Below are 24,794 nucleotides of genomic sequence, written 5' to 3'. Positions count from 1 at the left end.
TTGCCTAGCATTTAGCCTCAGCGCGCACCTGAAAATTTACATTGGAGTGCAGCGTAATTCTCGATCACACACTTACCGGATTCAGCCATGCGGTGGCAGAATTCACTTTTCATTTCGTATATGAGGGTCTGGGTAGCCCTGATATACGACGTACGTTCATATTTTACAAAAGGAAGATAGTCGTAGAATGAACAATCGTCTGAAGTCGCAAGCAGTGCAGCGCGCCATTGCAGGTTTTATGGCAATTTCTCTTGCCACATCTGGCGCTGTTGTTGCCGCACCGCTTGCACATGCACAAGCGGAAACAACACAAACATGTGCTGATAATAAACCACGCGCCAAGAAAAACACGCTCAAAGGTGACATTGAAATTGTTGGAGCAAGCACCACAAACTTCAAAGCTGGCGGCAAGCTGACTATTCGCGCAACTGGCCTTGAAGCACGTCCTGACGGCTATCTGGTTGTCAAGATTAATGCTAATAAGAACCAGTGGAATGAAGCTGCCCAGGCAGCAGGTTCTGGATTGAAGATTCAAAACGCTACTGAGCTTGAAGTTCCAGCGGCATTATTCCCAGCTGGCGAGTTTGAAGTTACGGTTGTGTTGCCACAAGAGCTGACAGACGGACAACACGTGATTTCCGTTCTTGGTGGTAATGACGGCAATGGTCCAGGTTTCTACCACCTGCCATTTAAGGTTGATAATACTGGTGCAAACGATGGTCACTGCGGCACCATTGCTGCCAATGCGGGAGGCAATGGTGGTACTGAAACTCCTGCACCGGCTGAGAAATCAGATGCAGAAGTCAAAAGCGTCAAAGGCTATGCAGCACAGGATCGTCGCGGTTATACCCCAGGTCAGATTGCGGTAAGCGTAGAAGTGCCAGGCTTTACAGCGGGTGCTACTCCAACTGCCACCATCGATGGAACTGCTGTTGATCTTAACGATGCATTCCATAAGAAGGTTAATAAGGCTGAGTCCGTTGTCGTTGGTAAGAACGGTACGTTCAAGGCCATCGTCGTCTTGCCAAAGAACAGCGCAATTGCAGGTGCTCACACCTTGCAAATTACTGCTGATGGCGTGACAAAAGACATCAAAGTTGTCACCGATGTCTATGCACATATCAGTGAAAATGCTGCACAAGGTGCATCAACAACGGTAACAGTGGTGAACCTGCCAGAAGGCGCAAAGGTCTTAACTGCTGGTATTGAAGGTACCAACTGGTTTAACGGTGCTGTCGTAGCTGACAATCACGTTGTTTCCTTGCCAAATGTCAAGGTTCCAGCAGATGCGCCATTTGGTGCACCAGTGTTGGTGACCTATGAGCACCTCGGCAAGACCTTTACTGTTGAAACTGGCACAAAGGTCAACGCACCACAAAACGCGGTTGCCTTGGAAGAATATTCCAGCCTGAATGGCGAACTGCCAACCGGTTTGTACCAATCAGCAGTCAATGATGCAACTGGTGAAGTCTTTGTTACCGGTGCCAACCGTACCGCTAACTCTGCAATTTACAAGCTCGATGCAAAGACCTTAGAAGTTAAGCAAACCCTTGATATCACCGCCAAAGATGCCAGTGGCAAGGGCGTGCTGGCTGCTTATGGTATTGGCCTGGATAACAAGCGTGGATTGATCTGGGTGACCAATACTCGCCACAACACCGTTGCGGTATACAAGCAGTCTGACTTAAGCCTGGTCAAGCAATTCGCCGAAGGCACCACTCCACACCCACGCGACGTTGTCGTTGATGAAGCAACTGGTAAGGCATATGTTTCTGCCTCGAATCCACGCAAGACCGAGCAGGGCGATGTTCACGGCATTGATGTCTACGACATCTCCAAAGACGCCGTTGAAACGACCATCGTCTTGCCAGGTTTCGAACGCGTGATGTCGCTTGAGCTCGATCCTGTCAATGGCCTGCTGTTTACCACCGCACGTGAAGTTCCAAAGGCAGCCAAGGTCGAGCTGCACGCAAACAACAACGTTACCGTTTGGGATCTGCCAGCTGACAAGGTCGATGGTGCCTCAGGTGTTGCCTATGATCCAGAGCGCAAGAAGCTGTATATCGCTTCCCAAAACTCTGGCAACACTGTTGTGCTGAATGCAGAAACTGGCGCAGTGACGACCGCTATTCCAACTGGTGCAAATGCGCTGAATGCTCACTACAACCCAGCTGATAAGCGCGTGTATATCACCAACCGTGGTGCTGGCACTGTGACCGTTATTGATCCTGCAACTGATGCAGTAGTTGCAAATTTGCCAGCCGGTAAGAACGCGAACCACGTGTCGGTTGGTCAAGATGGCACCATTTTCGTGGTGAATAAGTCCGCGACCGCGAAGGGTGATACCAAGGTCGATCAGGTTTATGCGTATAAATACATGGGCAACAAGCCTGGTAACAACCACGGTAGCTCCTGGTCCAGCTTGAGCACCTGGCAGCATATTGCACTGATTCTCACCGGTGTCATTGGTGCCCTTGGCGCTTTGGCTGCAGGTATTTTCAATGCAATCAAGACCGGCAAAATTCCAGGTTTTCGCCTTCCATTCTAAAAAAGATTGTGCGAAATCTTTTGCCATATAGATAACTCACCCAAGTGCGTCGATACGCAAGCAAATGCTTATCGACGCACTTGGCATTCCCATTTTCCTACAGTTTCGCCAGCAACTGGCGTATGTGGAGAGAAACGAGAGAAGATATGACACGTCCAACACGACTTACTCGTCGCGATGTTCTGAAACTTTTCGCGCTCGCGTGTGCCGGAACTGGATTACAAGCATGTAGTGGTCGATCCACTGCTCCAGCGGCATCTGCTCAGACTCGGGTGGTGACCGATATTGAAGATCGCCCAATTACGGTGCCGGAACATCCAACGCGAGTAGTTGCGCTTTCAGAACCAACCTTGGACAATCTCTTGGCTCTTGGAATTACGCCAATTGGTACGGTAGCAGGTCGCGGCCAGATGACTGCCCCGAATTATTTGGCGGATCGGGTTCGTGACGTGCCATTATTAGGCAATATTGGGCAACCCAATTTTGAAGCCATCGGCGCCCAACAACCAGATCTTATTTTTGTTGACGGCACGAGTGTTAATAATAATCCGCCAGTGGTCGCAGCCTTGGAACAAATTGCGCCAGTGGTATACACCGGTTGGGCAGGTGGCGATTGGCGAGTAAATTTGCGCATCACCGCAGCAGCTTTAAATATGCAGGATGAAGGCGAAGCTGTGATTGAAGACTACGAGGCGCATGTTGCGAAGGTGCAAGCGCAGCTGCAGGATTACCGCGATGCCACCTTTAGTGTGGTGCGCTGGCAGGGCAGTAGTGCTTCATTGATTCTCAAAGAACTGCCAGCTGGCAGGGCTTTAACCGATTTGGGATTGCGCCGGCCACCAGTGCAGGACCGTGAAGGACGCGGACATTCCGATCCGGTTTCCTTGGAAAATCTTCGTGATATCGATGCCGACTATATTTTCTTTGGCACCTTGGGCGGCTCGGCTGTTACAAACCCACAAGCAGGGGGAAGTGCAGGTGTGGAAGACGCCAAGCAGGCTATTTTACAAGCTCGGGATTTGCCTGGATTCCAGCAGCTGCAGGCATTTCAACAGAATCACATTATTCCAGTTGATGGTTCGGTTTGGACCAGTGCTGGTGGACCGCTGTTAATGAATCGCATCGTTTCCGACGTTGCAGAATTTTTAGTGTAGGACTTCTCATGCGCAATCGTAGTTTGCACCACACACATGCCACATATCCACGCGGACATCGCAAGATTGTTGCAACCGGAGCCGTGGCCAGCGTGATCAGTATGGTGACATTTATGGGCTTCCCAGTTGGTACCGCTGCCGAAACACAGCAATCACCAACGCTTGACTCACCAAGCTTATCGACGACTGCTGAGCATCTGGCACAACATCAATCTACCCAACTGTTGGATACCCCAGCGGAAAACAATGCTGCAGAAACTACCAGCACCGATGAATCTGCAGCACCGGAGTTGGTAGGTGCAAGTGTGACTAATGAACCAATTGTGGTGGAAAAAGATGGCGCCACAATTACGATTGAGCGCAATGCAACTTCAGGTGGTTTGCTGAAACTCAGTGGTACTGGCTGGAAGAATGCTGATGGTATGGGTTCTACACTCACGATTAAATTGAATTACTACCAGGGCGATAAGCTTTCGCAGTATCGACGTGGTACCGCTGCAACCGGGCATGTGAATGATGACAATGATGTCATTGTGCACCCTGGCAATGGAATCAAAGACGCTACGATCTTTTGGCAGTTCCAAGCCGCAGCCGATGGTAGTTTTGAAACTGAACAACGCCTGCCATTTGGGCTTGTAGCTGGCCAAATGCTGAAATTACATATTGCTTCAGGTTTGGTTGCTGGTGATACACAGCGTAGTTTTACCACGCCATCATTAGTTGTTGATGGTGTGGAATATCAAGAAGTGCAGGAATCAAAAGGCCAGTGTTCACCATCAGTATCACCGCCACAAGCCCGGGTTGCGCCACGACCAAACCCAGATAATACCTTGCGTATTGAAGGTTTTGGTTTTTGTAATGCACGTGGTGGCGGCGGCAAGCTTGCCATTAAAATTGATGATGGTCGCGTTGAACGCCTTGATTCTTCGGTGCATGATAACCGTACCGTTTGGGCAGTTGTAGATGCTGATGCTGAACATGGCGATTTTGCAATTGATCTACCGCTGCCAAATGGCACAACCACTGGCAAATACGGCACGGTACAGCCATTTCAACCAGGTGAACATGGCATTCGTATCTTGTCAGGCTCGTTGCAAGAAGGCGATATTACCTTGAGTTTGCCTCGCCCGAAAGAGAAATTGAGCTTTGTGGTTGGTGAATATGCACCAACTGGTGCGCCGGATCCAATTCTGATCCAAGATGAAGTTCGCGATGCAACTCGCAATGGCGTTGAAGTGCAGCGGGTGAAGGATTCCTTAGTTGTTAAAGTCGGGCAAGGAAAGCCTGGTGATTGGGTATATGTGAGTACCTATATTGCCGATGGTTCGCGCAGGTTACCGTGGGGTGCAACCTGGTATCAGCTGGATGACAAATTACAGGTACATCTTCTGGTGACAACAACCATTCCTAAAGGTCCTTTAACTTTTGTTGTGCAAAATGGAAATCAGGGACAGCGTGGTGAATTCTTGGGTTGGGCACCGCTAACTGTGGCAGATGCCGCGAGTACCAGTACGCCAACTACCACCAATGCGCCAGTTTCTGATGTAGCAGCGCTGCGTCAAGGCATTGCAACCTTGAATACGGGCCTTGAGAAACTTTTGGATTTTTGGCAATCCACCACCCCAAGTTTGCCGGTTGCAACACACGTAGATACAACTCCTGTGGTGACGCGCAAAGTGATCGTGCGTCGTAAAGCAACGCAGCAACCGCGGATCAGTGTTTCGCCAGCTAGAGTGCAGGCAGCTCATGTCATAGATGCCCAACCGCAGCCAAATGATGTGCCGAAAGCACCAATTACGCACCGTGATCAGTTGCGTGCCGATAATGCCGGTGAGATTCAACCACAATTGGTTGGCGAAGATCTCGCCTTGGGTCTGAAACTAGAAACACTTGGCCATTGGGTGTATCTGCACATTTTTGGTCAAGATGGCACACCGACAGATATCGGTTGGGCGCAATTGGATGCAACTTCCACAGTGCATGTGGATACTTCGGCGTTACCAGATGGTGATTACAGCATTAGTGTCAGTAACCCGCGTGGAGACTTGCTTGGTTGGGTTGATCTGGCACTTGGAGTGGCACCGCAACCAGCAACGCCACCACTGATTGTTGCTCCAACGCCTTCGGATGACACGCCAGTAATTGTGACTGTACAAGCACCGTTGCTTGGAGTACTTGATTTCTGGTTGCTCGGAAGTGCTGTTGTGATCCCATTGCTTGCGTTGGCAAGTATTCGCCAGTTTATTCGCAAATCTTCTACGCACGTATAGCGTGTGTGCACATATTACAAGGAGTTTTGAAGAAAATGTCTGATCTTCGTCTTATCGTACGACGCTTCTGTGTCAGCCTCGGAGTGCTCACGCTCGCATATATGGCGACTCCAAGTGCACACGCAATTCCACCAGGAGGAGCAGGAGCCGATACACCGGGAACCTCTTCGACAGTATCCCCGAAAATAGTGGAACAGTGCGGTACCTTATCTTATGAGGTGCACGGGTATCCTGCTGGCGAAATTGTGCACATCAAAATTGATAATGGTATTGGTTTTGCAGGTGATTCAAGCGTGCAAGGCCAAGGCGTGATTGCGACTTCCCGCATTGATGCTTCTGGTACTGCCACTGGTTCGCTGGAAATCCCATGTTCACTGCCACCGGGTGAGCACTTTTTACGCTATCTGGCTACTGAAGGAACCAGAAATCTTGGCTACACCAACTCAGGTGATTCCACCTTTACTGTTGTTGCAAAGCCGCAAAGTGCAGGAGCAGCGGAATCTACTCCGCAGGCCAGCACGGAAGTGATTGTGGATACCCAAGGCCGAGGCGCGATTAGTCGGGTTACGAATAATCGCGGACAACAACCTGCCCAAGCAGCTCCAGTCGTGACAGAGGAAGTGGTGTATGTTGACGAGCCTGCAACTTCCCAAGGTGCACAATCCGCCAACGCTGCTGTGGCTGCTGCGAAGCCAAGTACAACGTTACAAGCTCAAGCGGCCAAAGCTTCGGTTGCTGCACCAACGACGAGCAGTGCGCCAATCGTACAAGCAGCAAGTGGCAATACTGGAATTTTTGATAAAAAAGAACACAAGCCACAGGTAATAGCGGCAAGTAATAATGCACCTTATATTGGGGCATTTGTTGGTGTTGCAATTCTTCTAGTTGGTATGACTGCCATTAATGTGTGGTTGTTTGTGGCACGTTCTCGTAAATAATAAGGAACTGTTCGCAAGAGCTTGCAGCACCGCTGCCACGGTATCGTCACGCTGGTAGCACCAGTAGCGCATACCACTGCACAGTGTTTCTGTATTCCATATATATACAGTGCGACCACGCCACAATTGGCCCGAACAGGGATATGTCTGTGTGATACAGGCGAGGCCAGGAAGCGTCGTCAAGCATGTTGTATACCCAAAATTTTTCACGTTGAAACGTTATTGCCATGATCAATCTTGCTTCTCAACGTCCTGCACCATCTGCAACGCGAACAGGTGCAGGATCGCAGCATCAGTCCATTCAAGGTGCGCCGACACAGATGCGCATGCTTGCTGTTATTGGCCTTGGGGTATTGGGGACTGCAGCGATTGCGGCGTCGTTATTATTGGGTTCGAATACTATTGCCGCAGCTGATGTGTGGGCTTCGCTTGCAGGACGCGGTGAGCAAAGTGTGAATATCGTGGTCCTTGACCAGCGATTACCGCGAACGGTGGTGGTGATTTGCGTCGGTGCCGCGTTAGGAGTGGCAGGAGCCCTGATGCAAGCGCTCACGCGTAATCCGCTGGCTGATCCGGGAATTTTGGGCATTAACGCTGGAAGTTCGCTTGCAGTAGTCCTTGCGGTGGTCATTGGTGGGGCAATGGGAATTGTCACATATATTTGGTGGGCGTTTCTTGGCGCAATTTTTGCCAGTATTGGCGTGTATATATTAGGCGGGGTGGGCCGGCAATATGTCACACCCGCGCGATTGACGCTGGCAGGTGTGGTTTTTTCCATGGCGATTTCGGCATTTGTGCAAACCGTATTGCTGAGCAACCAACAGGCCTTTAATGAATTCCGCTATTGGGCAACTGGTTCGGTGGAAGGTCGTGGTTGGGATGTTGCCGCCACGATTAGCGGATTTATCTTAGTTGGTATTATGTTGGCGTTTCTTGCCGCACCTGCCTTAAACGCGCTGGCCTTGGGCGATGATACGGGTTTGGCACTTGGGGTAAAAATTGCCAGAACTCGCACAATTGTGATGGTCGCGGTGACACTCTTATGCGGTGCCGCAACTGCTGCAGTTGGCCCAATTATGTTTGTTGGTTTGGCTGTGCCGTATCTCGCGCGCGCCATCGGCGGCGTTGACCAGCGCAAAGTAATCCCGTTATGTCTGCTTGCCGCGCCTACCTTTTTATTATGTGCAGACGTACTCGCACGCATTGTTGTTGCACCGCTGGAAATTCAAACTGGCATTATGTCGGCCTTAGTGGGCGCCCCAATTTTTATTGCCGTTGTTCGTTCCTATAACTTAGAAACTTCTTCATAATGCATCAGCTTTTCGACGCTTCCCACAACACCAGTTCCAGCACACAACCTGCTCAATCGCGCTGGTTGTTCATTGCTGGTATTCGGGTAGAAATCCGCACCGCCATTCTTGGGCTGCTGCTTGTGGTCGTGATGCTGGTTGCCGGCATTACTGGCCTGTTACTTGGCGATTATCCCATGACCACCACCGAAGCTTTAGGCTATTTGATTGGTGTGGGCAATGATCCATTAGGTGTGTTTTTTGTCCAACACCAACGCTTACCGCGAGTACTAGCAGCAGCGGCAATCGGTGCCAGTTTGGGCATCGCCGGCACAATTTTTCAGCAGCTTTCTCGAAATGCTTTAGGTAGCCCGGATCTTATTGGTTTTACTACTGGTGCAGCAACGGGTGCAGTAGCGGCAATTATTCTCGGCAACGCCGGACCATTCCAAACTGCCATCGGCGCGATCATTGGTGGGGCAGTAACGGCAGTGATCGTGTATGCACTGGCGTTGCAGAATCATAAGCTTTCAGCACTGCGCTTAATTTTGGTCGGTATTGGTGTTGCGGCATTTTTGCAAGCAGTTAATGGTCTTTTAATTGTGAAGGCATCACTATCAGCTGCGCAAACTGCAGCACTGTGGTTAGCAGGATCCTTTAATGCCATGACATGGTCCAAATTATTGGTGGCATTGCTGCTGCAAGCAATGTTGGTGCCAATTGCACTCGCACTTGCCAGGCCTTTATCGCTGCTGACCTTAGGCGATGATCTTGCCACTGGTTTAGGGCTTCGAGTGGAACGTCGTCGCGCACAATTGATTGCAGTGGGCGTGGCTTTAACTGCATTAGCGGTTGCTGTTGCAGGTCCGATTGCGTTTGTGGCCTTGGCTGCACCGCAATTAGCCAGAAAATTGAGCATGACTAGTGGAGTTGGCATGGCTACTGCAGCGCTTATGGGCTCGGTATTAGTGCTGGTCAGCGATATTATAGCCCAGCGAATGTTTGCGCCAGTGCAATTACCGGTTGGAGTGGTAACCGGCTTATTGGGTGGTATGTACTTGTTAGGATTGCTGGCCTTCCAATGGCGCAGATAATTATATTGTGTGCAATTTTTTACTTGGCATCTTGGAAGACAGACGAAGAAAGAATATTGAAGAACAATGATGGTGGACAAGCAAGCAGCGTCGCAAAGCAGAGCAGTAGCCTTACGTGCACAAGATCTTGAGGTGGGGTACAACGATGCTCCGATTATTCGCGAGCTGGATCTGGAAATTCCAGCTGGTGAATTTACCATTATTGTGGGCCCAAATGCGTGTGGAAAATCCACCCTGCTGCGCGCGCTCGCCAGAGTGTTGCCGGCGAAAGGCACTATTACCATTGCGGGCAAACAGTTGGCAGAATTTCGGAATAAAGAACTTGCGCAGGTCATGGGCCTGTTGCCCCAGTCGCCGCTGGCACCAGATGGCATTCGGGTCTATGATCTGATCGCGCGGGGACGGTATCCGCACCAAGATATCTTTGGCAGGTGGCAGGAGAAGGATCATCAAGCGGTCGCGGCCGCGATGGAAAAAACGCGGGTCACCGACTTAGCCGATAAACGCCTTGACGAGCTTTCGGGTGGGCAGCGCCAGCGCGTGTGGCTGGCAATGATCCTGGCGCAAGAAACCCAGATTGTATTATTCGACGAACCCACGACCTATCTCGACATTACGCACCAGGTTGAGGTGCTCAATGTGGCGCGCGAATTACAACAGGCAGGCGTAACCGTGGTTATGGTCTTGCACGAGCTCACGCTGGCATTTCGTTATGCCACCTACCTGGTAGTGATGGCGCAAGGTGCAATTGCAGCACGCGGAAGTGTGAATGAGATCGTGACAGAATCGCTTTTACGTGAGGTATATAATCTCGACTGCCGATTGCTCGAGGATCCTGAAACCGGCCGGCCGATTGTCATTCCGCGCGCAACGACGCTGCCGGCTTCGCGTGCACAGTAATAGAAATGGCCGACGACTCTATTAAGGCATTGAGCTTTTCGACGTGGGTATCGGTGCAGCCATATACAACTCCAGAGTCTGTATATGGAAAAGAAGCATGAGACGATAACACCGTGATGTAGGTTGATCTCAAACGCTGCAAATGGTTCGTAAACTGTGGAACGTTAGCTGAAGCGTAGTTGGCACCGGCAGGGGTATTGTGGGATTAAACACTACTTCAGAAAATATTGGCTTGTGAGTTATAGATTATTGGTAATTATCTGCTACGTTGATGCCTTGAGAAGGGGTTTGCTGCCTTCTCAATATTGTGAAGAATGGAGTGTTTCGTCATCATGCCAAAATTTCTAATCAAAGCAGCTGTCACACTCGTTGCGACTGTGGCGCTGGTATTTATGGGCATTTTTGCATTATCAAAAGCTGGCTTGTTTGATGGTCCGGTTGAAACTATTACCTCCAGCACAATTGGCGGCTCCTTTGAGCAAATCTCAGAGCTCTCGGTTGAAGAGTACAACTTCACCAACGTGGGTCGGTTTGAAAACGAAGGACATAAACTCTACGGTCTTACTGTGCCACTGACTGGTAAGCACTTTTTAATTTCGTATGACGGTGTGGTGAAAGCCGGTATTCGTGATTTCACCGCTATTGATGTAGAGATGAACGATGCAGCACAAAAAATTGTGGTGACTGCCCCGAAAGTGGAAATCACGAACTCGACGATCGAGCCAGCAAGCGTTGTTGTCTACGATCAGTCGATGAATCCGCTGAATCAAATTAATGTGCGCGACTTGACTAAGTTCCTCTCTGATGAGGAAAAGAATGCAGAAGAAAAAGCCATAAAATTAGGATTGATCGATCGTGCTACCACGCGCGCCGAAACTTTAATTAAATCCCATGTGGAAGCGCTTCTGGATGGAACCGATAAGAATACGTATTCAGTAGAAGTTCACTGGCGCTAACCACATACTCTTCAGGCCTCTCCTTTGTGAGAGGCCATTTTGTATTGGGGGTGACGCTGAAAACCGATCTGCCGAGGTGTGAAACGTTGAGCTATCCATTGCTGGGTGAGGATACTTAATACTCCACGCACTGGTCCTATGTAGATGGTGCTGGAGTGTTTACCGCTGCTCGGCGCTGGAGCACAGGCAGCAAAAACTAGTTTGGAAATGGGTAGAGGTAGTGACGTCGACAAGCACATCGTCATGCTGGCGACGTATCTTGCGTAGTGGAATAGAGATGTGGTTTAATTGCGGAGTTGCCTTTCATAGGTCGCGTTTTCATGCCATTGTTTCCGGAGTGGTGAAAATGCGAAACCCCTCGACCGTTATGGTTCGTTGTTTAACCAATACTGGGTTAAATGTGAAAAGCTGCATGTACATAGACCGCGTGTGTTAGTTCGGAAATCTGCCACACATAAAATATAGGTCAAGGAGACCCAAGTGATTCAGCAAGAATCGCGTCTGAAGGTCGCTGACAACACTGGTGCACGTGAAATTCTGTGCATCCGCGTTCTCGGTGGATCTACTCGACGTTTCGCTGGCATTGGTGACGTTATCGTCGCTACTGTCAAAGACGCAACCCCAGGCGGCACTGTAAAGGCCGGCGAAGTTGTGAAGGCTGTTATCGTTCGTGCGAAGAAGGAAACTCGTCGTCCAGACGGTTCTTATATTCGTTTCGACGAGAACGCTGCAGTTATTATCAAGAACGATTCTGAGCCAAAGGGTACTCGTATCTTCGGCCCAGTTGCTCGTGAACTCCGTGACAAGAAGTTCATGAAGATCGTTTCTCTTGCACCGGAGGTGATTTAATCTTATGAAGATTCATAAGGGCGACATGGTTGTCGTAATCTCCGGCCCAGATAAGGGCGCACAGGGCAAGGTTATTCAGGCTTTCCCATCCACCAACAAGGTTCTTGTTGAGGGCGTAAACCGCATCAAGAAGCATGTTGCTAACTCCGCACCAGAGCGTGGCGCAGAGTCCGGCGGCATCGTAACCCAGGAAGCTCCAATCCACGTTTCCAACGTGATGGTTTTGGACTCCGACGGCAAGCCAACCCGCGTTGGTTACCGCTTCGACGAGAACGGCAAGAAAGTCCGTATCTCCCGTCGTAATGGGAAGGACATCTAATCATGAGCTACACTCCACGTTTGAAGGCTCGCTACCGCGAGGAAATCCGTACCAAGCTGAACGAAGAGTTCTCTTACGATAACGTCATGCAGATTCCTGGCGTTGTCAAGGTTGTTGTCAACATGGGTGTTGGCGACGCTGCTCGTGACTCTAAGCTCATCAACGGCGCTTTGGAAGATCTGACCGCTATCACCGGTCAGAAGCCAGAGTTGCGTCGTGCAAAGAAGTCCATTGCTAACTTCAAACTGCGTGAGGGCATGCCAATTGGTGCCCGCGTCACCCTGCGTGGCGACCGCATGTGGGAGTTCTTGGATCGTCTGCTGACTGTCGCACTGCCACGTATTCGTGACTTCCGCGGCCTTTCCGATCAGCAGTTCGACGGACATGGCAACTACACCTTCGGCTTGACCGAGCAGACCATGTTCTACGAAATCGACGTTGATAAGATCGACCGCCCACGCGGTATGGACATCACCGTTGTGACCTCCGCAACCAACAATGAGGAAGGTCGCGTCTTGCTCCGCGAGCTCGGCTTCCCATTCAAGAAGGACAACCAGTAATATCGGTTGAACTTCGGTTCGAACATGCACCCCGCTACCTTTTCAGGCAGCGGGGTTTTGCTATGCGCAAGATAACTCCTTAAGTTCAAGTGATCGTGCTATACGCCTGCTACAAAGGCTGCTCGCGGAGTGTTCGTACCAGCACAATCCTTCTATGCTGGCACAAGACTATGGCGCAGAGGTGGTGAGCGCAGCAGCAAACACCAAGCTAAGAATGCGCGCTGCTACTGCTGATATGGCTGAAGCGCTCGTATCGGGTAGCGCTGATCAACAATAAATTCTTGTAAGACGACAAGCGTATCATCGTGGAGTTCGAGTGCACCATAGAAATTTCGATATGCATCCGAATTCCAAAATTGCTCATGCTCGACTCGCCACTGTGCTGCAGTTGTATAGCCTTCACCTTCTGCAATGGCATGAGCATCATCGACGTCTGCAAGCCGGCAGATCCGAATGTCGGTGGTACGAATGACACACACTATGGCGTCTGAAGAATCCACTACAGTTTCATAGCCACCGATCTGTTCAGTTGGATCATCATCAGATGGATATTCAGATAGCAGGCATGAGGTGATTGTTTTTGTGCCATTGAGTATCGCAGAGACTAAGGCATCACGAAGTGGGCCAGGAAACGCAAATTCACAGCGAGGGATATCTGCAATATCTGGGGAGATGGTGGTCATTCATGGGCATAGTGTAACCCACAGGGCATGTGGCAGATGCTTCCTGACCGCGAAGTTTATGATGATGTGACAGAACGTGGTGCTGAAAGGCGTCGTCAAGCAAAATTGGGCGGTACGATACATCCATAACCCTGGCAACTCAGCGTGCAGATGCGAGCATGATTTCGTGCAAAAATACACCTGAGGTATGACGACTGAACGGAGAAACGTCCGTATTGTTGGAAAGTAGTGGGATTCTGCTGGGCATAAGTAGACTGACATCAGGGTTTTCCCTGACCCCGTTATCGCTGCTCAAGGTTGCTTAGTATGTTGTGAGCGGTAGAATGTCGATAATTAATAATATTTTCCAAAATAATGAAGATTAGAGGTTATAAATCGTGGCCAGTGCAAGTAAAACTAAAAAACCTGCGGTAATTGGTGGATCTATACTTTTAGCAGTCGCACTCCTTGGCGGTGGTAGTTTCGCCTATCATTCGCTACAGAAGCCGACGCTGGTGGCGAGCGATCTTACAACTGTTCAAATCCGTGATAACGCAGAACGCGTGTCGACGACGGGTACGCTCAACGCTGCGAAAAGTGTTGCGATTACCACAAACTTGACAGTTCCGGTTGGGCACGTGAATGTCAAAGTGGGCGATCGCGTCGTTCCAGAGCAGCTTCTGGCAACGCTGAATGTGGAGACTTTAGAGCGTGAGCTCGGTACCATACAAGTTCAACAAGAAGGAACCACTGGTGCAGCGCTTTCTCAAGTAGAAGGTGCACAGCGTGCCTATGACCAGTACAAACGTATTGTGGATGAAGGTTTAAGTCCAGAGCTTAATGGTGCACAAGCAACACTTCGGCAAGCAGAAGCTCGCTATGAACAGCTCAACCGCGAGTATGAATTGCAGCGTGCACAATATGCAAAAGGCAATACTCCGGAATTAGTTGCGCAAGATGCAGCGTTATTACAAGCCCGTACTGCTATGCTAACTGCAGCTTTAGAGGCAGTCCGTGCTGGTGTTGGTGTGGTTGGCACCGCTACCAATCAAGCAGGAGATCAGGCTGCACTTGATGCTGCGAAGCAAGAACGCGATGTACTCGAAGCGCAACTTGCTGCTACAACAGACCCAGCTGCACAGACGGACTTAGAACGCAGACTTGAAGCTGCTAACAAATTGGTCGAAGCAAAAGAAGCTGCACTGAAACACTACCTTGGAAATTATGCACAAGGTGGTGTGAACGGTGTTGGTGCTGCGGTAGGTGTTGGAACCGCGGCACAGTCGTTACAGGTTGCACAGCGTACCTTGGAAAGTACGTTAGGACAGGTGGATAGCCGTCTGGTCACCGCGCAAAAAGAAGTGGCGCTTGCTTTCGATGCGAAACAAGATGCAGCGACCGCCTATGCGGCAGCACAATTGAAAGTGGAACAACAGCTGACTAACCAGCGCGCTGCTATTGATGATGCAGTTCGTTCCGCTCAAGCGGCACAACGCAATGCAGGTGCAAATACGCAACGCTTGCAACTTGATATCGCGTCTGCTGAAGTCAAGGCGCCATTTGCTGGATTGGTAACACATGTCAATGCCAAAGAAGGATTGCCATCTACCGGCCCTTTGCTGAACATTGCTGATGATTCTCGCTTGCTGATTCATGCTTCCTTAAAAGAAATTGACGTCGCGCGGGTGCAAGATGGTCAAGAGGTAGAATTCACCACACCAGCAACTGGTGCGAAAAAGTATAAGGGCAAAGTCAGCTTCATTTCTCCAGTGGCCAGCGAAGACGTTGCTACTAGTTTGCCTGTCAAGGTAACGGGTGCAACTCCGAAAGCGAAAACTACCTTCCCAGTCGAAATTGAAGTTGTGGGCGATAAAGCCGGCTTGCGTTTAGGCAGCACTGTGAAAGCTCGTATCGTGGTGAAACCAGCTGCGAAACATCCAGTGGTGAAGAAAGAAGCCCTTTCAAAGGAAACCGATGGCAAGCAGTTTGCGCTGGTCATTGCACAAGAAGGTGAACAAAGCGTCGTCGTCAAGCGTGAAGTGAAGGTTGAGAAGTTGTCCGATCTTGATTTCGCGTTAACCGGGGGTGAGGTGAAAAAGGGCGACAAGCTGCTGACTAACTATGAGGCGAATGAGCACTTGATTGGCAAGAGTGTGAATATTCCTGATACCCCAGCTGAGGAATCGTCGGCTCCAAAGGGTGAGACTGGCACAGACGCCAAGGTTGAGAAAGCAGACGGGAAATAAATGACGCTGCAACAACGCGAGTCTGGAATGATTATCCAGATGCACGGGATTACCAAAACCTTCAATGCCGGCAGCGACAATGAATTAACGGTGCTCAAAAACTGCGAGTTCGATGTTGCCCCTGGCGAATTCGTGTCGGTGGTGGGATCTTCGGGTTCTGGTAAGTCTACCTTGATGAATATTATTGGTCTGTTGGATCGTCCGACTACAGGTGCTTATGAACTCGGCGGTGCGGATGTGCTTGCGCTTCACGATGACGAGGCGTCCACGTACCGCAGTAAACATATTGGCTTTGTGTTCCAAAATTTCAATCTTATTGGACGCATTAGTGCCGCTAAGAACGTCGAAATGTCGATGATGTATGCGGGCATGGGGCGCAAAGAGCGAGCCGAACGAGCGATGGAATTGTTGGAATTAGTTGGGATGGCTGAACGTGCCGGGCACTCGCCGGCTGAGCTTTCCGGTGGTCAAAAACAACGTGTTGCAATTGCGCGCGCGTTGGCCAACGATCCAGACCTGATCTTAGCTGATGAGCCAACTGGTGCATTGGATTCGCACACTGGCCGAGTAGTGATGGATCTGTTCCATACGTTGAACCAAGAGCATCACGCAACGATTGTGTTTATTACTCACAATCCTGAACTTGCAGAAGAAACCAGCCGTGTGGTCACCATGAAAGATGGTGTGTTGGCAGGTCCGCGTGCGCCGCGAGGGCACAATCAGTTGAGAGGTGAGTACGCATGAGTCTTGTTGAATCATTAAGGCTTGCTCTGGGAAATATTCGCGGCAATAAACTGCGTTCCTTTTTAACGCTGATCGGTGTTGTGATTGGTATCGCCTCTGTGATTGCCATCTTGACACTTGGCCAAGCGTTGCGAAGCTCAACCTCAAATAGCTTGGCATCATTTGGCGGTGCGGATTTTACTGTGCGTGTGCAAGAGATTCCGACTGAGGAGGATCTACAGGCTGTTGGTGGCAATAAAAATTATTATTACGCACCACCTACAGATAAATCGGCAAATATTACGGCCCAAATGATTGAAGAACTACGCGCGAATTTCGGTCCGGATATCGCGAATATTGCCATTGGCGATAATAATACCTACGGTGCAACGGTAAGTTCTGACCTAGTTCAAGACACTCAAAATACTGAGCTGCAATTCGTGAATGCTGACTTCTTTAAGATGCGCGATGTTCGAATTGAACATGGGCGTAGTTTCACCGAGGAAGAAATTGCCGCGAATGCTCCGGTAGTAGTGGTAAGCCCTGTTATCGTCGATACGCTCTTTCATGGAAATCCAAGTGAAGCATTAGGCTCCCAACTCAATTTTGAGACCGATAATGGATTCGGTTCCTTTACGATTATCGGTGTTGAAAAAAGTGGCGGCGGCGGCGGACTGCTCGCTGGTTTGATCGGCCCGCAAACGAAGGTGTATGTGCCATATACCCTTGAGATCCAAGTTAATGATGATGCTGCCGGTTCTTGGGAATTGATTGCAGTTCGTAAGGCGATTGATGTAGACACTGAAGAATTTGAAACGGCACTTAAAGATCATTTCAACCTGTATTACGAAGGCGACACTGCCAACGAGGTAATCGTACGTGACAACAGCAAAGATGTGGAATCCTTTAATAAGGTGATCAGTTCGATCAGTGGAGTGATTGCCGCGATTGCCGGTATTTCGCTATTCGTTGGTGGTATTGGCGTGATGAATATTATGCTGATCACCGTGACGGAGCGTACTCGCGAAATCGGTATTCGCAAGGCACTCGGTGCCACCAGGCGCGATATTCGTCGTCAGTTTGTGATCGAGGCAATGGTGGTGTGTTTGATCGGCGGCATTTTCGGCATTCTCATTGGTTCGCTCTTCGGCATGATCGGTGCGAGCTTCCTCGGAGGTGCGGTGGCACCGCCACTGTGGGGCGTTGCATTATCGATGTTCTTCTGCTTGGCGATCGGCGTTTTCTTCGGCTGGTATCCAGCAAACCGCGCCGCAAAACTCGACCCAATCGAGGCTCTTCGCCACGAATAAACAACTCAACCCTTTTACGCGCGCTTGCCTTGGCTTTCAACGCAAGCGCGTGTTTTTGCTTTACGACGCGGGCCTGGTGATCGCATTCCCATATGCCATTACCGTGGGATGGGGGCGTGGGAATGGGGGAGGAGTGTAGGTGTTGTTGGCGTTGTTGGTGTGTTGGTGTTGTTGGTGTGTTGGTGTTGTTGGTTGGATGCGGTGGCCTGTGGGCGATGCTGCTGTGAGGTTTTGCTGCCGTGCGACTCTTGTAAAACAAAACACGCAAGTGGCGTGCAATTCATATCCAGTTTGGAAGAAGAATATGAATTGATGCACATCACTTGCGTGTGTGAATGCGTTGAATATGGCCTTCAGCGCAATGGTGTATTACAGATGGAACTGAATCTTTTGAGCTAAACCAGGCAAGAAGTGCTTCAGCCCTTCAGCCGCTACACCAAGAACTGACAAGAGACCCAAAACCGCACCAAATACTATTGCGAGTAGGCGGAAGATGGTATGAGCGTTGGATGCCTTATCATCCTTGCTCGATCCACCGTTAGCATTTGTGTTGGTGGTATCTGTGTTGTTGCCAGTGCCAGCATCGGTGTTTTCGTTGTCAGATGGAGTTGAGTTGTGAATAGCACCAAACTCAGTGGCAAACAGCTGTGCGTTCTGGGCAGCATTTTGGCTAATCGCGTCAGTGAGGCTTTCAACTGAAGCAGTTGGATCAGCTTTGACGACTGTGACCTTCTTGGCAACGTCACTTAATGGATGTCCACCATAGTGCTTTGGAGTGTTGTTTTCATTAATCGTGTTGCACGTATCGTCGTCGGATTCGCCCTTTTCACATAGCACCCAACGTGGGTCGATATTCCAGTCAACAACTGAAGTCGCGCCAATTTCATAGACTGGATCGTTGTCCTTCCACGCCTTCATGATTGATTCAAGACGTGAGATACCATCGCTGACAATCTTGGCGCGATTGTTGTGACGGCTATAATCAGCATCCTCTTTTTGCAACTCATCGCGCTTTGCATACTGGAGTTTTTCATCGGCTTTCAGAAGTTCAAGTGCTTTTTCCGTGGTTGCCAGGTCAAAGCCAATCTTAGAAATATCCAAGGCACGCGCTTCTGCATTACCTTCGTATTTCAAAATTGCGATACCCAGGCGTGCCTTTGCCGCGAAGCAAGAATCTTCAGCATTGGTCTTGGCCGCACTCATAGCTTTCTTTTGTTCTGGTGTGCCAGGCTTGTAAATATTGGTGTAGTACCAGTCGTATGCCGCTGTGTGATACAAGTGGCGAACCTGGCTAACAGCTAGGTAGGTCTTGAGCTCAGCCTCGTACTGATCACTATCAGCAACTGCCTCGTAGTAGTACTTGTGTGGCATTGCGTCGACAGTTTCGTGGTGCGCGGTATCAGCAGCACCAGTGTGGTGGTCGTGTGCAAATGCAAGTGGGGTTTGCGTCAGTGCCAGTGGTGAGGCGACTGTGATGCACGCTGCCAGAGCGACAGCTTTGAAGGTCTTGCGCATGTTGCATCCTTTCAAAGAAATAGGGAGGAAAACGAAAACTCAATTCAGGTACGACAAGTTCAGGTACGACAAGTAGAGTGACACCTTGAGTAATTGGGGCGAAGCAGTAGTCCTTCGCCCCAAAAGGAACGCTCGATGAAGCACGAAACGCAATTAGAACTTAAAGATTGCGCGAAGTGCTTGGAAGTTTCGTGCAACGAACGCACCTAAGATGTGGATCAAGGTAATCAACGCGGTTGCCACGCCAACGAAAATTTCTGATTCTTGGAACTTTGAACTTCCTGGAACTAAAGGCTGGGATGGAACCGAAGGTTGGGTAGGATCCAAAGGCTGAGAAGGCGCTGGCGTTGTCGAAGGAGTGCTTTCGGAAACTTCTGGCAATTCCTTGACAGTTTCATTTGGCCAACGTACCTCGAACGCATTTACAGCTTCACGGTATGTTGAAACCGCCTTGTCCATAGCCGCCTTCAATTCAGCGGTATCTTGACCAGCAGCTTTTGCTTCTGCATACGCTTCAATCGCCTTTACGGCATTCGCATAAGATTCTTCGTAAATGCGCTTGGAGAGCTGGCGTGCTTCTTCTGCTTGGCGCTGCTTCTTTTCTTCTGGAGTTTCCGACTCTAGCGGAGCCTTGGTCGGATCAACGAGACGACGCAGCTCGTAGGATTCTGTGAAGGAACCTTGTTCGTTCAGTGATGGGACATAGAAGGAACCATCTGGCTGTGCGAGGAAATTGCCTTGATACTGGTTGAAAGTTTCGCGGCCATTTGGCAAGGTGTATTCCTTTGGCTCGCCATTTTCTAGCAGTGGCTCGAAGGTATCAGCATCGACCCACACCAGCTTGCCTTTACTGCCGTCGAGGATCACCAAACGTCCCTCAGTATCCCATGCAGCGCCTGCAACACCGAGCAAAGAATTGGAATGAATGAGTTCACCAACAGTTAATGCGCGGTCGGCATAGTCCAGACTTTGGATTTCATTGGATGGGTGGATCACTGCCTTGTTCCAACGAATAATCTTTGAACCATTGGTTGCAGAACCTGGCATGAAGTCTGCGCGATTGTGATTTGGCTTGCCCATCAAGGTTACTGCCTCGGCAGCAGTGGTCTTGGAAGGATCGATCGAGAGCATCTGAGTGCGAACAGCTGTGTTCTCACCTTCTGGATATGGTCCTACTACTGGAGCGTAGGCAAAGGTACCGTCATCCATAGAGAGCAACTTGTTCGTCAGCGGCGCTGGGAAATAGTTAGGTGCGTACAGGTTGTCATAGGTTAGGGTGGAGCCCCAAAGGTCAGAAGATTTGACGAGTTCGAGTGGGGTACCAACCGTTGAACCGTCGATCGTGGTGAGATATGCCTTCACATTGGAAATATCTGCTGCAAGGGTGACGTTTTCGGCAGAGATGGCAATAATCTTGCCGGTCTTATCATGGACGCCAAGTGCATAGACATTACCTGGCACGGTACCAACGGTTTCTGGTTCACCTAAACTCGTTGGGGTGACTCGAACACGCTTAATGGTATTGCTCAGGCGGTTAGTCACGTCTGGTGATTCAGTGTAGTAGTAATAGCCGTTTTGGGCGTCGTAATCGCCAATGCCATTCAGGCTCATTGGGAATTCTGTCTTGGCTACTTCCTTAAGATTTGTATCAATTAAGTAGAGACCATGTCCTGAAACTGCTACCAGTGCCTTGTCGCGAACAGCGTGCAGATCGTGGTATTCGTCGTAGCTTGCAGGTGAACGCCAAGCTTCTTTCACGGTTTTCAGGCTTACAGAATCGGTAGACAGCTTCTTGCCATCACCTTGAGCGGTGAAACTCAAAGGATCCAAGCCCTCGCCTGCTTCGTAGAAGCCAGAGAACATCTTGACAGCTTCCTCGGTGAGCTGGGTTGGAACGCCACTCCAGTTCACACGGCCATCAGCCTTTTTGAAGGTGCCACCTGCGGTAGAAAGCGTTGCAATTTTCACAGGAGCAGATGGAGCGAAGACGCCACCGTCTGGATACTGCTTGGAGCTCACAGTTGCTTCCAAATAAGAGCCAGCTGGATCAATCACGATCTTCGGGTTCTTAAAGACTAAGTCAAGATCGCAAGAAATTGCGAGGTTTTTCTCGTTTTCTTTCTTACCAGCGCAGTACTTGCGGTACTGCACGCGACCACTAAACACTGCTTCGGCGTGCTCGGTGGCAGCATCGAAGGTATAAGACTGAAGTGGAAATACGAATTCGCCATTTTCATCGGTGGCGCCTTCATCAACAAACGTGGCACCACTGGTGTAGTTGTTGAAGCTAGAGCGAATACCCCAGTGAAGGCCACCGAGTTCGCTTTCAGCTGCGAATGCAGGTGCGTGTACTGGCAGTAAGGAACAAGCAGTGGCAGCTGCTACGAATAAGCCGAGACGTGAATAACGTGCCATGAAAAAGAGTGTCCTCTCAAAAGCAATTATAAAAGTGCAAGAGTGTGATCAGATAAGTGAGATACGTTGTGATGCGCATCGTTCAGTGTTTTACAAAGGGCAGTCTCTGGTAAACAGCTGCTGGCTGCTCGCCTTGCGCGCAAGCACCCTAGATGAATGACGATGCTGCCCTTTGTAATACATGCGATATTGACTGTGGTGGAGTCCTTAGCGACGAACCCAGTTACGGAGATTCTTTTGCATTTCTGGGTGCAGGAACGCGCTCGTGACGAGCACAAGTACGGTCACAAGAGTGCCAACAACCGCACTAATGTAGCTCCAGAGAGCCTTCATGCCATAGAGTTCCAAATCAGCAGCAGAGGAACCCGCATCTGCTGGCTGCGTTGCAGGTGGCTGCGGCTTGGCGGTCTCAGTTGGCTGAGGTTTAGTGGTTTCAGGGGTGGTCTCAGTTGGAGTCTCATCCTTAAGGTTCGGATCATTTTCCTTACCTGGGAACAAAACATAGTAGTCCTCAGCTGCCGTGCGATAAGCCGTCAGCGCTGCAGCAACTTTCTCACTTGCCGCTTTCTTGGCAGCTTCGTCATCGCCTGCAGCAGCAAGTTCTGCGCGAGCAGCTTCAAGTGCAGCTTTCTTCTCATTGAACGTACGACGTGTCTGTTCTTTATGAGCTTCTTTCAGACGATCCTCATTCGTATCGTTTGTGTTGTCTGGAAGAACCGGAGCAGTCGGATTCTTAAACAACTTGAGCTCGTAGCTATCATCGTTGCCACGATTGCGCGTTGGTACGAACAAAGAACCATCGCGTAAGCGCAGTGGATTACCCTGATAGATCACGAACGTCTCGCCGCCATTAGGCACTACGATTTCTTTCGTAGAACCATCTTCAACTACAGGTGCAAACGTTTCAGTATCAAACCACACGAGCTTAGAATTGGTGCCGATCAGCGCAAATGGATTGCCTTCTTGATCCCAGTTCACACCAGCCCAACCAGGCAACGTTGGATGCTTAATTTCCCCAGCAGTTACTGCACGGTTGGCATAGTCGAGGCGCTGCACGCGAGCATATTCCTCCGCGTCATTCTTGTCCCAACGAATGATCGTGTTGCCATCTGTTGCAATGCCTTCGAGCGCAAAAGGCTGACCAGGAGTGCGGGTGCCGTCGAGAAGCTTGACGACGTCATTTCCGCTGGCAGTAAGGTCAATACTTAAAAGACCATTCTTATCGTTAGCGCCTGACTCGCCTTCAAGTTCTGCTTCCATGAACGGGAAGAACACGAAAGTGCCATCATTCATGCTCAGCAGTTTCGCGTGGCGATCATATGAAGGGAACAACGTGCCATACGCGGTACCACCTTCAACGACTGGCTTACCAAAGACAGTTTCAGAGTTTGGCAATTCCATTGGCGCAGAGAGTGCACCATTTTCGATGGTATACAGATGAGCGGTGCGATCATTAGCTGGGACATTATAATCAGTAACGTCCTTGACCGTAATTGCAATGATCTTACCAGTGGTGTCGTGTACACCAAGTGCAACAACTGGATCTGCTACGGTACCAACAGTTTCTGGTGTACCGAAAGAATCCGCATGAACCTTGACACGCTTGATCTCGGTGTTATAAGAGGAGTGACCGCCCGGGCCGACCTCGGTGTAGTAGAAGTACTGGTTGGCTGCATCATAATCAGCAACACCTAAGTTAGTCAGCGGGAAGTCAATCTTAGCGACAGTGTTGAGCTCTTTATCAACCAACACAAGACCAGTGCCATTTTCTGCAACCAGCGCCTTTTGGCCTACTGCAAATAATTCACGACGGCTTGAGTCATAGCTCTTTCCTTGAGAAACCCATGTGCCATCAACCGCTGTTAATACTGCCTTATCGCTGGAGAGACGATTACCTTCACCAGTTGCGCTGAAGGTTACAGCGCCGAGGCCACTGCCAGGTTCGTAAAACTCGGAAAATACCTTGACACCTGCGGGATCCAATGTAGTTGGAATATTCGCCCAGTTCACGGCAGTGTCGGTCTTGGAAAAGTTTGCCGACGCAGTAAAGAGCTTCGCAATTTTCACAGGCGCAGCAGGCGCGAAAGTTTCATTCGTTTGATACTGCTTGGAGGAAACTGTGGCTTCCAGATAGGAACCGTTTGGATCCAGCACAACCTTTGGATTCGCGATGGTCAAATCCAAATCGCAGTTCACCGACAAATCGGTACCATCGCCACCACTGCAGTACTTGCGGTAGACGATTGCACCGCTGAACTGTGCTTCGGTGTGTTCAGACGCAGCGTCGTAGGAATATGAGGAGATTGGGAATGCGAAGTCTTGACCCTTTTGGCTTGCACCGTCCTTAATAAAGGTAGGGCCATTGGTGTAACTGTTGAAACTTGGACGGATACCCCAAAGCAATTCTCCTGGCATGCCGGTTTCCGTCGCCGAAGCAATTGGGTGAAGTGGTAACAAAGCACAGGCGACTGAAGTTGCGATAATCCTGCGATACAGTTTTGGTAGTGCCACGAAAAGCTCCCTTAGGTGGTAAACAAGTGTCGCTACAAGCGTTTGAATTGTGTTGTGTTCGTGACTGCCAACGGGCTGACGATAGACAACATCAGTCAGCACTATACTTGAACAAATGTAGGTTTGGCTAACTTTGGTTTTGATAACCGTAATGATCACAAACATTTGGGGGTAGTGGCGTGCGGTATGGATCGAAGATTCGTGGCAAAACAGCCTTGTACCTGTACTGAAACGCTGATTGTAATGAGTTCTAGGCACTCCGGAAGCGTGGCGTAGTGACTGTCGGCTCACGCTTCAGTCGCGAATCTACATGAAAATAACTGTCAAGAGTGGCGGAATGGAACGTGCGACCGCGAGGGATACTGTATATATAAGGAACACGATTGTAAGCATCGAGCTTGACGACGCTGATGTGGTGGTTCGTCGATGTTTCTTTGAAGTGAAATTCGAAGGATTGTGGTGGCGTCGAGAAGCAACGATGTGGTGCAAAAATGATAAAGGAAAATTTCCTAGAAAGATCAGTTGCGGAAAAGTT

At 49.9% G+C, this 24,794-nt stretch carries 18 protein-coding genes; 14 read left to right on the top strand and 4 right to left on the bottom strand.

All coding sequences use genetic code 11. The features are described 5' to 3' along the window. Nucleotides 1-187: 187 nt before the first annotated feature. The 11 genes from NXS99_RS04915 to rplE all read left to right on the top strand — a co-directional run bounded on the left by NXS99_RS04915 (nt 188) and on the right by rplE (nt 12,877). Nucleotides 188-2,548: a YncE family protein gene (locus NXS99_RS04915; protein WP_259287549.1), complete on the top strand. Its 2,361-nt coding sequence runs from the start codon at nt 188-190 to the stop codon at nt 2,546-2,548. A 146-nt stretch (nt 2,549-2,694) separates the two neighbouring features. Beyond that, entirely contained in the window at nt 2,695-3,702 is a 1,008-nt protein-coding gene (locus NXS99_RS04910; RefSeq protein WP_259287548.1) for an ABC transporter substrate-binding protein, read from the top strand. An 8-nt stretch (nt 3,703-3,710) separates the two neighbouring features. Then, nucleotides 3,711-5,972 (top strand): hypothetical protein, encoded by a 2,262-nt coding sequence (locus NXS99_RS04905; RefSeq protein WP_259287547.1) that lies wholly within the window; start codon nt 3,711-3,713, stop codon nt 5,970-5,972. A 35-nt stretch (nt 5,973-6,007) separates the two neighbouring features. Further along, nucleotides 6,008-6,910: a hypothetical protein gene (locus NXS99_RS04900; protein ID WP_259287546.1), complete on the top strand. Its 903-nt coding sequence runs from the start codon at nt 6,008-6,010 to the stop codon at nt 6,908-6,910. Nucleotides 6,911-7,137: 227 nt separating this feature from the next. Beyond that, a complete protein-coding gene (locus tag NXS99_RS04895; RefSeq protein ID WP_259287545.1) occupies nt 7,138-8,220 on the top strand; it encodes an iron ABC transporter permease in 1,083 nt (360 codons plus the stop codon). Beyond that, entirely contained in the window at nt 8,220-9,293 is a 1,074-nt protein-coding gene (locus tag NXS99_RS04890; protein WP_259287544.1) for an iron chelate uptake ABC transporter family permease subunit, read from the top strand. The genes NXS99_RS04895 and NXS99_RS04890 overlap by 1 nt, the downstream gene beginning before the upstream one ends. A 66-nt stretch (nt 9,294-9,359) precedes the next feature. After that, nucleotides 9,360-10,193, top strand: a complete 834-nt coding sequence (locus NXS99_RS04885) for an ABC transporter ATP-binding protein (RefSeq protein WP_259287543.1) — start codon at nt 9,360-9,362, stop codon at nt 10,191-10,193. Between the two features lie 332 nt (nt 10,194-10,525). Beyond that, nucleotides 10,526-11,149, top strand: a complete 624-nt coding sequence (locus tag NXS99_RS04880; RefSeq protein WP_259287542.1) for a DUF4230 domain-containing protein — start codon at nt 10,526-10,528, stop codon at nt 11,147-11,149. Between the two features lie 480 nt (nt 11,150-11,629). After that, a complete protein-coding gene (gene rplN / locus NXS99_RS04875) occupies nt 11,630-11,998 on the top strand; it encodes a 50S ribosomal protein L14 (protein WP_259287541.1) in 369 nt (122 codons plus the stop codon). Between the two features lie 4 nt (nt 11,999-12,002). Then, entirely contained in the window at nt 12,003-12,317 is a 315-nt protein-coding gene (gene rplX / locus NXS99_RS04870) for a 50S ribosomal protein L24 (RefSeq protein WP_259287540.1), read from the top strand. A 2-nt stretch (nt 12,318-12,319) separates the two neighbouring features. After that, nucleotides 12,320-12,877 carry a 50S ribosomal protein L5 gene (rplE, locus tag NXS99_RS04865; protein ID WP_259287539.1) on the top strand — a complete coding sequence of 186 codons (558 nt, stop codon included), beginning with the start codon at nt 12,320-12,322 and terminating at the stop codon, nt 12,875-12,877. 224 nt (nt 12,878-13,101) lie between these two features. On the opposite strand, the gene NXS99_RS04860 is transcribed toward rplE, so the two are convergent. After that, entirely contained in the window at nt 13,102-13,560 is a 459-nt protein-coding gene (locus NXS99_RS04860) for an ASCH domain-containing protein (RefSeq protein ID WP_259287538.1), read from the bottom strand. Nucleotides 13,561-13,937: 377 nt separating this feature from the next. On the opposite strand from NXS99_RS04860, the gene NXS99_RS04855 reads away from it, so the two are divergent. Genes NXS99_RS04855 through NXS99_RS04845 form a run of 3 tightly spaced genes read left to right on the top strand, consistent with a single transcriptional unit; the run spans nt 13,938 to nt 17,818 of the window. Beyond that, complete coding sequence (locus tag NXS99_RS04855) at nt 13,938-15,785, top strand: HlyD family efflux transporter periplasmic adaptor subunit (protein WP_259287537.1); 1,848 nt, start codon at nt 13,938-13,940, stop codon at nt 15,783-15,785. Then, complete coding sequence (locus NXS99_RS04850; RefSeq protein ID WP_259287536.1) at nt 15,786-16,529, top strand: ABC transporter ATP-binding protein; 744 nt, start codon at nt 15,786-15,788, stop codon at nt 16,527-16,529. Next, on the top strand, nt 16,526-17,818 hold the full coding sequence (locus NXS99_RS04845) for an ABC transporter permease (protein ID WP_259287535.1): 1,293 nt from the start codon (nt 16,526-16,528) through the stop codon (nt 17,816-17,818). The genes NXS99_RS04850 and NXS99_RS04845 overlap by 4 nt, the downstream gene beginning before the upstream one ends. Nucleotides 17,819-18,187: 369 nt before the next feature. Here NXS99_RS04845 and NXS99_RS04840 read toward each other — a convergent pair whose 3' ends face one another. The 3 genes from NXS99_RS04840 to NXS99_RS04830 all read right to left on the bottom strand — a co-directional run bounded on the left by NXS99_RS04840 (nt 18,188) and on the right by NXS99_RS04830 (nt 24,259). Next, nucleotides 18,188-19,333: a hypothetical protein gene (locus NXS99_RS04840; RefSeq protein ID WP_259287534.1), complete on the bottom strand. Its 1,146-nt coding sequence runs from the start codon at nt 19,331-19,333 to the stop codon at nt 18,188-18,190. Between the two features lie 153 nt (nt 19,334-19,486). Further along, a complete protein-coding gene (locus NXS99_RS04835; protein WP_259287533.1) occupies nt 19,487-21,748 on the bottom strand; it encodes an HtaA domain-containing protein in 2,262 nt (753 codons plus the stop codon). Between the two features lie 207 nt (nt 21,749-21,955). Continuing rightward, nucleotides 21,956-24,259: an HtaA domain-containing protein gene (locus tag NXS99_RS04830; protein ID WP_259287532.1), complete on the bottom strand. Its 2,304-nt coding sequence runs from the start codon at nt 24,257-24,259 to the stop codon at nt 21,956-21,958. Nucleotides 24,260-24,794: the final 535 nt, after the last annotated feature.

The sequence above is a fragment of the Corynebacterium sp. HS2168-gen11 genome, from assembly GCF_024834075.1.
In the GTDB taxonomy this organism is placed as follows: Bacteria; Actinomycetota; Actinomycetes; order Mycobacteriales; family Mycobacteriaceae; genus Corynebacterium.
The sequence above is the reverse complement of the archived record's forward strand: the minus strand, read 5'-3'. Positions and strand labels throughout refer to the sequence as shown.

Excerpts from the sequence above, each read along its gene's own strand:
- NXS99_RS04915 (WP_259287549.1), top strand. The coding sequence starts at position 188 with ATGAACAATCGTCTGAAGTCGCAAGCAGTGCAGCGCGCCATTGCAGGT.
- NXS99_RS04910 (WP_259287548.1), top strand. The coding sequence starts at position 2,695 with ATGACACGTCCAACACGACTTACTCGTCGCGATGTTCTGAAACTTTTC.
- NXS99_RS04905 (WP_259287547.1), top strand. The coding sequence starts at position 3,711 with ATGCGCAATCGTAGTTTGCACCACACACATGCCACATATCCACGCGGA.
- NXS99_RS04900 (WP_259287546.1), top strand. The coding sequence starts at position 6,008 with ATGTCTGATCTTCGTCTTATCGTACGACGCTTCTGTGTCAGCCTCGGA.
- NXS99_RS04895 (WP_259287545.1), top strand. The coding sequence starts at position 7,138 with ATGATCAATCTTGCTTCTCAACGTCCTGCACCATCTGCAACGCGAACA.
- NXS99_RS04890 (WP_259287544.1), top strand. The coding sequence starts at position 8,220 with ATGCATCAGCTTTTCGACGCTTCCCACAACACCAGTTCCAGCACACAA.
- NXS99_RS04885 (WP_259287543.1), top strand. The coding sequence starts at position 9,360 with ATGATGGTGGACAAGCAAGCAGCGTCGCAAAGCAGAGCAGTAGCCTTA.
- NXS99_RS04880 (WP_259287542.1), top strand. The coding sequence starts at position 10,526 with ATGCCAAAATTTCTAATCAAAGCAGCTGTCACACTCGTTGCGACTGTG.
- rplX (WP_259287540.1), top strand. The coding sequence starts at position 12,003 with ATGAAGATTCATAAGGGCGACATGGTTGTCGTAATCTCCGGCCCAGAT.
- rplE (WP_259287539.1), top strand. The coding sequence starts at position 12,320 with ATGAGCTACACTCCACGTTTGAAGGCTCGCTACCGCGAGGAAATCCGT.
- NXS99_RS04860 (WP_259287538.1), bottom strand. The coding sequence starts at position 13,560 with ATGACCACCATCTCCCCAGATATTGCAGATATCCCTCGCTGTGAATTT.
- NXS99_RS04850 (WP_259287536.1), top strand. The coding sequence starts at position 15,786 with ATGACGCTGCAACAACGCGAGTCTGGAATGATTATCCAGATGCACGGG.
- NXS99_RS04845 (WP_259287535.1), top strand. The coding sequence starts at position 16,526 with ATGAGTCTTGTTGAATCATTAAGGCTTGCTCTGGGAAATATTCGCGGC.
- NXS99_RS04840 (WP_259287534.1), bottom strand. The coding sequence starts at position 19,333 with ATGCGCAAGACCTTCAAAGCTGTCGCTCTGGCAGCGTGCATCACAGTC.
- NXS99_RS04835 (WP_259287533.1), bottom strand. The coding sequence starts at position 21,748 with ATGGCACGTTATTCACGTCTCGGCTTATTCGTAGCAGCTGCCACTGCT.